We start from the raw sequence: 10395 nt of genomic DNA, 5'->3' as shown, positions 1-10395 counted from the left end.
TGTATATTTTATATCACAAATTTCACATTCAGGATTTTGTATTGTTATGCTTGCAAGGCTTGTACAGTAATCAAATGCCCAATCTTCTATACTTGTCACGCTGGCGGGGATTGTTATGCTTGAAAGGTTTGTACAGTTTTCAAATGCACCGGTTCCTATACTCGTCACGCTGTCTGGAATTGTTATGCTTTCAAGGCTTGTACAGACTAAAAATGTCTCATCTCCTATACTCGTCAAGCTATCTGGTATCGTTATGTTTGTAAGGCTTGTACAACCAGAAAATGCCCTACCTCCTATACTCGTAACACTGTCGGGAATAGTTATGCTTGAAAGGCTTGTACAACCCCAAAATGCATACCATCCTATACTAGTAACACTATCTGGAATTGTTATGCTTTCAAGGCTTGTACAACCTTCAAATGCAGAAGAACCAATACTTTTCACAGGCAAGCTGTCAATTTCTGATGGAATATCAACCGACACAGCAGATTCATCACAATCAGTTATTTCAACATAATCATAAATTTCATCATCGTCATCATCAATTTTCTGATAATACAAATAGTCGCCATATTTTCTTAATGAAACAAACACTCTTTCATATTTTTCAGCATAATCCTGAGCGGTTGAATTTTCATAGCCGTATATAACCGCACTTTCTGAAATAGTTTCTTCCGAATCATAAATTGTACAATCGGGATTTTCTATTGTTATGCTTTCAAGGCTTGTGCATCCACAAAATGCATGAATGCTTATACTTGTCACGCTGTCGGGAATTATTATGCTGTCAAGATTTGTACAATCGTAAAATGCCGCCATTCCTATACTCGTCACGCTATCGGGGATTGTTATACTTTCAAGACTTGTACAACCTTCAAATACACTAATTCCTATACTCGTAACACTATTTGGTATTGTTATGCTTGTAAGGCCTGTACAATTATAAAATGCACCACATCTTATACTCGTCACATTGTCAGGAATTGTTATGCTTTCAAGGCTTGTACAGTCTTCAAATGCCCAATCTTCTATACTCGTCACAGGCAAGCCGTCAATTTCAGATGGAATTTCAACTGATACGGCAGATGAATCACAATCAGTTATTTCAACATAATCATAATTTCCATCATCGTCATCATCAATTTTCTGATAATACAAATAGTCGCCATATTTGTGTTCGACTTCTGTAACTTCTGTAACAATTGTGGTTTCCATGGTTACTGCAGTCGTTGTAACTGTTGTCACTGCAGGAGTTGTTACAACTGGTTCTTCACTTAATGAAACAAACACTCTTCCATATTTTTCTGCATAAGCCTGTGCAGTTGAATTTTCATAGCCATAAATTTCACCATTGAAATAAGCTACATCATCATTGCCATAATCAGTACATATTGTAGAATCAGAATCATAAATTTCACAATCGGGATTGTAAATTTTTACACTTGATAAATTTGTACAGCTTTGAAATGCATCATATCCAATTGATGTTACACTATATGGAATTGATATGCTCTTTAAACCTGAACAGCAGCAAAATGCTGCATCTTCAATTGATTGTACATTATCCGGGATTGTTACAGCTGTTAATCCTGAACACAAGTAAAAAGCACCAGTTCCAATTGAAACCACGCCGTCCGGAATCGTTACGCTTACCAGATTATCATTATACGCAAATGCTTCATTACCTATACTAGTAACAGACAAGCCCTCAATCTGGCTAGGGATTTCTACTTTTGTTGCACTCTCTTCACAATCAGTTATTTCAACATAATCATAAGTTCCGTCATTGTCATCATCAATTTTCTGATAATACAAATAATCGCCATATTTTGTTCCGATGTGTTCGACTTCTGTAACAATTGCAACAAACTCTCTTTCATATTTTTCAGCATAATCCTGAGCGGTTGAATTTTCATAGCCGTATATAACCGCACTTTCTGAAATAGTTTCTTCCGAATCATAAATTGTACAATCAGGATTTTCTATTGTTATGCTTTCAAGACTTGTACAGTCCCTAAATGCCACATCTCCTATACTTGTCACGCTGTCTGGAATTGTTATGCTTGAAAGGCTTGTACATCCATCAAATGCATTATCTCCTATACTCGTAACACTATCTGAAATTGTTATACTTTCAAGGCTTGTACAACGATGAAATGTGTCATCACCTATACTCTTTACACTATCTGGAATTGTTATACTTGAAAGGTTTGTACAATCAGAAAATGCACTTCCTCCTATACTCGTTACACTGTCTGGAATTGTTATACTTGAAAGGCTTGTACAATCAGAAAATGTATAATCACCTATACTCGTCACACTATCTGGGATTGTTATGCTATCAATCCATGGCGTACCATAAAATGCCCAATTTCCTATACTCGTCACGCCGTCTGGAATTATAATATTTCCGCTGCATGTTGTTCCATCAATAAGTATGTTGTTAACTACAACTAAAGGATAATTCTTCTGCTTTGTTTCAAGCCATGGCGTATCGGAAAATGCATACTCTCCTATACTCGTAACACTATCTGGAATTGTTATGCTTTTCAGGATTGTACATTTATTAAACGCACATTCTCCTATGCTCGTTACGCTGTCGGGAATTGTTATGTTTTCAAGGCTTATACATCCATAAAATGCATATCCTTCTATACTCGTCACGCTATCAGGAATTGTTATGCTTTCAAGGCTTGTACAGTCGAAAAATGCCCAATCTCCTATACTCGTCACAGGCAATCCGTAAATCTTTGCCGGAATTTCCACCGTAACAGCAGATTCGTCACAATCATCAATTTCAATGTAATCATAAGTTCCATCCTCGTCCTCGTCGACTTTCTGAATCGTCAGATAATCGCCGTAAGCTATGGCATCACTGTAACTTGACGCATCAGCAGTCAGAGGTTGCACCCCCGCAAAAGTACTTACACCGCACAATATCGCCGTAACCATGCTTAAAAACTTCTTAGCAATTTTCAAAGAAACCGCCGTCCTTTCATAAATTTATATTTTATATTTTACCACTAAACCCTTTATTTGTCAATAAATACAAAAAGCGGACGAAATCCGTCCGCTTAAATTCTACTTATGAAGTATATTTATTTGCCATATCTCTTGCTATCGCAGCCGCATATCTGACATTTACAACTAAAGAGCGCCAGAAACTTCTGAAAGTTGGAAGGAACACGCCATGTATTATGTGCAGCCGGACTATCTGCACCCCACTGCTGAACATTTGCTCCTTTCTGGGCACTTGTGTCCTTGACTTCCATACAAAGACCACTGTTTACGTTCTGAATTGTAAATACTGCTCCTTCAGGAAGTACAGCAGCGGTAAATGTGGGGGGTAACAGGAGGCTTTGTTACGCCATTTAGCACTGTTACATCAGGACGTGCCGAAATTTGTTTTTATGTGTCAAACAGAATCACACAAAACCGAAACTAATAAGAATAATACAGGAAATATATGCAGCACTGCAAAGGAAGAACTCTGCTAAAGCATAAAGCGACCAGAATCATTCCTGATCGCTTTGCATAAATCATCTTTTTAATATTTATGATGCTTTGAAAACAGCTCTCACAAAATTATATATATGCGGACGAATTGTATAACCGCCGTGATCACCGTCTGTTACATAATGCCATACATGAGTAACACTGTTATTATTCATTGCATCATGATAGCCTGAAGGCGTAGACCAGACAACCTGATCATTCGAGCCGGCACTAACCATCAGTAAATATGGTGAGGTATTATCAAACTTCAGATCTTCCTCTGCAATCAAATCAGTGGTCAGTCCTGGTGCAGGGCACATCGCACCTACATAACCAAATAAGTCAGGTCGTGAAAAGCCAATATACAAAGATTCTCTTCCGCCCATAGAAAATCCAGTTATAGCTGTATTATCTCTGCCGGTTTTAACAGAATAATTCTTCTCCATATAAGGCATGATTTCCTTTGTTAGTACATTAATAAAATTATCGTAGGCTTTATTATTTTTATCGTTCAGACCATCACATTTGTCCTGTGTATCACTTGCATAAATATCAGGGAAAACTACAATCATCTCCTCAGCCTCACCTGATGCAATTGCGTTTCCAATAATCTGACGAAGTCTAAGAGAAACGTCACCGGCATCAAGCAGGGCATCTTCATCTCCCCAGTATCCGTGCAGAACATACATAATCGGATATTTTTTATCCGTAGTGTATCCTGACGGAAGAAGCACATTCATGCTTTTATCACGATTACATACATCTGAATAGAACGTTACTTTTTCATATGTTCCATATGATACATCAGATTTTTCTTCTGTAGCGTCTGACGGCTCGCTTTCAAGAATTTTCAGGCTCACCTGATCCATATATGCTTCCGGAGTTATTACGATATCAGATATTTCTGCATCCTGAAAATTATTGATTTTTTTGATCAAAAAGTCCTGAATCTGAACAATGTCATCAGTATCAGGAGTTCCGTCCTGGTTTACATCAGCTATAACACTGACAAGATTATTCTCAAATCCATTAGATACTAACCTTTTTGCAAGTATAAGGTCGAATATATTGATAATTCCATCTCTGTTTATATCACCGGGAACAAAGCTGATTTCTTCCGGACCATCAACAGCTATTCCGGCAACAGTGCCAACTGCCTCATCAATGTAGAAATTCATAGTCTGACCGGATGTTTCAACTACAAGTTTTGCATCCGATGCACCTGCCGGTATTATGAAGTTTCTGTTATAAAGCTGGACATATTCACCTCTGACAGCAGTTTTGGAATCAATATTTTCATATCGTGTATGCCCATCTGAATCGGTATATTGTAAAGTGAGTAACATTTTCTCTGTGCATTTGCCGTCAAGGAATTTCACATCAACACTAAAACTGTAGGATTCTCCTGCTTTAAACACAGAAGTATTCAGAAGTTTCTCTGCACCATTCCATGATTCTGTTCTCTCTGAGATAAGAAGTGCATTTGTACCCATATACGGCGTTCTTCCGCTCAGTCCGACTTTGCCGGAACCTCTTGATGCCCAGTCGCAGTCAGAATTTTCAAAATCATCATGGAAATAAAAACCGTTTTCGTCGGGATCTTCAGATAATGTAACAACAAAAGTTGATACGCTTTCTGCCGGAAGCTGTGCCCAGAAATTATTTTCTCCTGTTTCAAGATTTGAAGTATATGCAATATTTTCAGTTGCAGATGTTCTGTAACGATCAACATTGCCAATCGTCTGTCCGCTAACCGTGAAATTTTGTGCATAGCCCTCGCTGCCCTTGTTGACAGCAACAATTGTCACCTGATTTTCATCGTTCTTATATGCGGAGATATAAACATCATCTGCAGGCTGTTCTGTTGCTTCAATCCGTACATCTCCCGGACGTACAAATTTAGAATACTGTGCCATACAGTAACCACGCTTACTGATTTTTCCATCCTCTTTCATAGGTCCGTAACTGCGGCGAATATACCACCAGACATAAGCATTCATGTTGCCGACTACAAGTCCATTATGAATGTTTTCAGAAACATCAAGTGCCATTGGCCATAAATCAGCATCATTATTGCTGTCTGTATAAACCTCTGTCATAAAAATTTCTTTGCCACAGTTTTCAAGAGCCGGAAAATCCATATTGTCACGGCTTGTTCCGTAAAAATGAGTTCCGAAAATATCTGTGTTGGCATAAGCCTTGCTACTGTTTAAAATGGCGTTATAATAACTTTTATTATAAGAAAAACTTTCAGGTGACATAACAGGACAGTCAATTTTGTCTGCATAATTTTCCAGAAAATCAACACACTCATCTTCCGTCATCCATGTCCAGTCTTCACCATAATCCGGTTCATTCTGAATGGAAATAGCATAAAGATCCACACCATTGTCCTTCATATAATGAACGAAATCGTTCAGATGCTGTGCATATTCAGCATACTTATCGTGACGCAGCCTCTTTTGATCAGGCTGTTCCACTACTTTACCATCCCACCACTGTGTATAAGTTCTTGTAAATGTTTCACACAATTCAGCCGGCGGATTCCATGGTGTTGCAAAAACAATACCACCTTTTTCTATTACAGCTTTTGCAGTAGGCACTGCTTTGTACCACTGGTCAGGATCATCATTAACATAAATTCTTACAACAGACATGCCGATTTCATTTTCGCCATTTCCGAACGCAGTCTGAACCTGTGTTTCTGTAAGGTCTTTTCCTGTCCACTCAGGATGATTCATTCCGCCGAACCCTTTTATAGTCTGATATTCTGTGGAAATATCAATCACACAGTTATCGGCTGCCGATGCCTCCATTTGTACAAATGAAGGCATCGCCGAAATCATTACCGTTCCGGCTATGAAAGCCGACATTATGGATCGGATTCTTTTAGTTTTTATACGCATATATTATTCCTCCGTTGTAAAGTCCCTTATTTTAACAACAAGATAATTCTGTATCTGTTCCAGATCATTTGCGTCAGCTTTACCGTTTTCATTAACATCTGCAGCGTCAAAAGCCAGTGCATTATTATAGCCATTTATGAATCCACGCTTTGCACATATCAGATCAAATACGTTTATTTTTCCATTAAGATCAACGTCACCTTTAATTACTTCTTCCTGCGGTACAGCAAAAACAATATAGTTTACAGCATTACCGCTGCCGCTGTTTGTTCCAAGAGTTACTGTGTCATCCGCACTGACATTCTTTTTATAAAGCACAAGCGTTAAATCATTTGATGTTTCAATAGTTACTCCAGCATTCTTCCAGCTGTTCAGCCAGGAAAGATCTGAAACAACTCTTGTATCAACCGCTGCGTATACTGTAATATCTGCACCTGCTGTGAAGGTTGCCAGATCAGTTGTGAGAAGTTTTGAATCGCATGCAGTTCTTATAGCTTCTGCTCCTATCAGGTTTTCAGGAACTGATACCGCTGTAAAGTCACGATCACCGTAGAGCTTCGAACCAGCTTCAAAATTTTCATATATTGACCAGTTTTCACCGTTTTCCTTATCAAGACGAACCAGATTTTTAATAAGCTTTCCATTAAGCGGTTCCAGTTCCTTCTGAGCAGAATCTCCGAAATCGCCGTCAATAGTAAAGCAGTCAATATAAAGATTATCTGCAAGTACTGAAGCTGCTTTAATTTCAATTGCATTATCTCCGGCTTTCAGCGTTATATTTTCGGAAATCGTTTTCCAGTTGCTGAGACTGCTGCATCTCGGAAGTGAAAGTGTCTTTACCTTTGAACCGTTTACATACAGATCAACATTATTTATGTCAGCTGTTACTGCATAACGCAGAGTAAGTTTAAAGGTGCCTGCTTTTTCAGTTGAAACGGTATCCTTAACTGCTGCATCTGATTTGGTTCCGAATTTTATGAATCCCTGTCCATAATAGCTTGTAATACCGCTGTTACATCCGTTTGTAACATTTCCATCTATGTTTTTATAATCGAACAGCTCTCCTTCATATTGACGTGTGCCTGTATAGAAATCAGGAAATTCCGGTTCAACAAGTGTTGCCTTCTGATAAGTTGTCAGACGGTTTGTTTCACTGCCGGAACAGTTTACAGTAATATCAACAGGTCCGTTGTGTTTAACAGTTAGAGTATAAGTTCCGTCACTGCTAAAACTTCCGGAAATCTGGCTGGCTGCCTGATTTACACCTCTGTCCTTATAAGTAAATTCTGGCTCTGACGTACAGCCGTAAATTTTGAATGTATTAGTTTTAAGGGTAGTTTTTGCATCTTCATCGTAGTTGTTTGTATAAATATCTATGTGATCACTATATTCATTTATAAGTGCAGATGCACGTTCTGATAGAGTAACTTCCATTTTATTGCAGGTATTGTATTTAAGTGAAAGATAACCGCCGACAGTGGCTCCGTTTTTATCAGGATTGTATGTTACCCATGAATTTTCATTTCTTCCTGCATAGCAATTGCCCCAGTAATCAGAAGGATAAAGCTGGATAAATTCATCCTGTTTATCCTCTATGGTACTCCATCTTGACGGAATTTCTGACTGTTTTACCTGTACCGGAATAGACTTTGCTAAATTGTCTTTCAAAGCATATACTGTAGGAATTGTCTGATAAGTTCCCGTACTTTTATAAAGTATAGTGTTATCTTTCAGATTTCCGTCATTGCTCAGACGATACAATCCCTCAAATAATGTAGGATATGTGCTGTATGGCTCATCCCATGTTTTACCGGCACCGTCTTCAACGTCCTGAATGACCACAAGTTTTGTATTGCTGATCACCTCTTCACGATCCGGGATACGAATAGTACCATCCTGAACCTTGCGGAAAGTATCTATCATAACATTCTGATACTGGTCATACATCTCCCATTCTCTGACATGGTAACCATCGCTGTCTGTCTTTCCTGATGTTTCCCTGAAATCATCTGCCCAGACAAGCTCCGGACCATCAATAACTGTCGCACCGTTTTTGACCATACGCTCAAGGAAAATAGGAAGTCCGGTCACGACTCTGTACTGATCTTTTGACGAAAGGGTTTCTGTACCGTCGCTTGAACGGTCAGTCCAGCCTGTTTCATCATAGCGAACGCCGAAATTCCCACAGTATCCTGAAATATAATAGCCGTAAACAAGGCTTTCCATATCTTCTATGTAGCTGCCTTGTGTGTACTTTTCTTCCAGAATAAAGTTATCGGAATATCTACCGCACGCCTCCTCCCATTCGGGAACCTGCTTCAGCATAGCAAGAGGATTGATTTTCGGACTCCACTGATTGCCGCACCAGCTTACATCCAGATAGCCACCGTATTTACTGCACAGTTTCAGCAGAGCTGCGAAATGTCTGTAGCGGTCAGCACAGGTTATAGGAAAATCCTCCTGTTCATATCCCCAAAACTGCTCGCAGTAATTATAACCGATAAAGTTCGGATAATCTCTGAAAAATTCACCGAAAACAGTGTTTTCAAGATCATCATCCGCACCATAATCCGGAAAATGACACTGTCCGCCGCTGGAAGGCTGTATCATCGCCCATACTCCCTTGTCAGCACAGGTTCTAAGCCATGATTTTGCACATTCATATCCATCCTGTACCATCAGCCATTTGTGATTATCTCTGTCCCAGTTGATTGAGAGAGAAATGTTGAATACTACATACGGCAGTACATCTTCCGGAATCAAATCAATGATTTTTGCCGGGTCGGCATAATTCCAGGAATCTATGTGAACGATCCACATAGGCGATTCCGACGATACCGGACGCCGGAAGCTTTCAGAAGCACTTGCTGTAAATGGTTCCACATCAAAGGACAGGTTTTTCAACGTCTGACCAATATAACCAGAGTCTTTTATGCCGCTTGAAAAAAGTGAGCATAAAAGCATTGATGATGCTAAAACTCCGGACATAAATGCCGCACAGAATTTCTTCAGTTTGAATCTCATAGTTTTCCCTCCATTAATGCTCAGGCAATTAACTGTTGAAATTTTGTATGAAATGCGAAAGCTGGATGCCTGACATGAAAGAGTGGAAACAGGCATTTTTCAGTAGTTTCTGACCACTGATTTCAGTTTTCAGGCAAACAGACAACTTTAAGTTAATTGAAAGGGCAATAAATTATGATTTAATTTAAATTTATATCATTTTTATTATAGCATGAAGTTTTGTTTTTGTATTGCATATTTGTATTGAAATTTGTATGTTTGTCATATCAATTTAACTTTTTATGTTGTTACTCCTGTAAAGTGTATCCACATTATAAAAAATACTCTCATTCACGCTTTTTACAAGATCATAAATTTATATCTGACCTGAAAAATACCCTGCCTGTAGCTTGCTTACAAGTTTTTAAGCTACAGTTATTGTATGTTCCTCATCCGTTTCCTAATAAAAATTTCAGGAGATACCCCAAAATATATTTCCGCAAAAAAAGGAACGCTCCACAGCTTCTGGGCGTTCCTCTTTCCAATTATTTCAACTACCTGTTATAACTTCTAACCACATGTATACATCAGAATTACTGCAAATTCTCTGATATATTGTCCACAAATTCATACAAGCTGTCAATATCATTATCATCCGAATGAGAAGATGCAATTTCAATTATTCTGTCAAGTTCTTCCTGGGAATAATTTGTTTCAGTTTCAAGCTTTTCACGAAATTTTTCGGACACTTTACCCTGACATAGGCAAAATCCAAGACAGATGCACCCGTCGTTTATCCATAGAGTGACTGCGTTTTCAACATACTGTTTGTAAGCGTCAAATACACCGCGTCTTTTGTAGCATGAAAAACCCCGCCGAGTGGCGAGGTTAAAATTATCAGTTATTCCATGGCAGTAATATCAGAAAATTTACCACGAGTAATAAGTCTTAATGCACTCTGAATTTTGACTTCTCGTCTTGCTTCGTTAAG

The 10395-nt window shown here is 38.6% G+C and carries 5 protein-coding genes; all 5 read right to left on the bottom strand.

The genetic code is table 11. The features are described 5' to 3' along the window. Positions 1-2979: leucine-rich repeat domain-containing protein (locus ACI4WO_RS05070; RefSeq protein ID WP_439806476.1), on the bottom strand; the 2979-nt coding region annotated here is incomplete at its 3' end. A gap of 119 nt (positions 2980-3098) precedes the next feature. After that, positions 3099-3272, bottom strand: a complete 174-nt coding sequence (locus tag ACI4WO_RS05065) for a hypothetical protein (RefSeq protein ID WP_439806475.1) — start codon at positions 3270-3272, stop codon at positions 3099-3101. Positions 3273-3554: 282 nt separating this feature from the next. Beyond that, positions 3555-6401: an alpha/beta hydrolase-fold protein gene (locus ACI4WO_RS05060; RefSeq protein ID WP_439806474.1), complete on the bottom strand. Its 2847-nt coding sequence runs from the start codon at positions 6399-6401 to the stop codon at positions 3555-3557. A 3-nt stretch (positions 6402-6404) separates the two neighbouring features. Continuing rightward, on the bottom strand, positions 6405-9425 hold the full coding sequence (locus ACI4WO_RS05055; RefSeq protein WP_439806473.1) for a glycoside hydrolase family 98 domain-containing protein: 3021 nt from the start codon (positions 9423-9425) through the stop codon (positions 6405-6407). Between the two features lie 572 nt (positions 9426-9997). Then, positions 9998-10309: a flavodoxin family protein gene (locus tag ACI4WO_RS05050; protein ID WP_439806477.1), complete on the bottom strand. Its 312-nt coding sequence runs from the start codon at positions 10307-10309 to the stop codon at positions 9998-10000. Positions 10310-10395 lie beyond the last annotated feature (86 nt).

Origin of the sequence: Porcipelethomonas sp., assembly GCF_051893655.1 — a bacterium.
GTDB lineage: Bacteria > Bacillota > Clostridia > Oscillospirales > Ruminococcaceae > Porcipelethomonas.
The sequence above is the reverse complement of the archived record's forward strand: the minus strand, read 5'-3'. Positions and strand labels throughout refer to the sequence as shown.

Bases quoted from the DNA above. Each gene is read 5' to 3' on its own strand.
- ACI4WO_RS05065 (WP_439806475.1), bottom strand. From the start codon at position 3,272: ATGGAAGTCAAGGACACAAGTGCCCAGAAAGGAGCAAATGTTCAGCAG.
- ACI4WO_RS05060 (WP_439806474.1), bottom strand. From the start codon at position 6,401: ATGCGTATAAAAACTAAAAGAATCCGATCCATAATGTCGGCTTTCATA.
- ACI4WO_RS05055 (WP_439806473.1), bottom strand. From the start codon at position 9,425: ATGAGATTCAAACTGAAGAAATTCTGTGCGGCATTTATGTCCGGAGTT.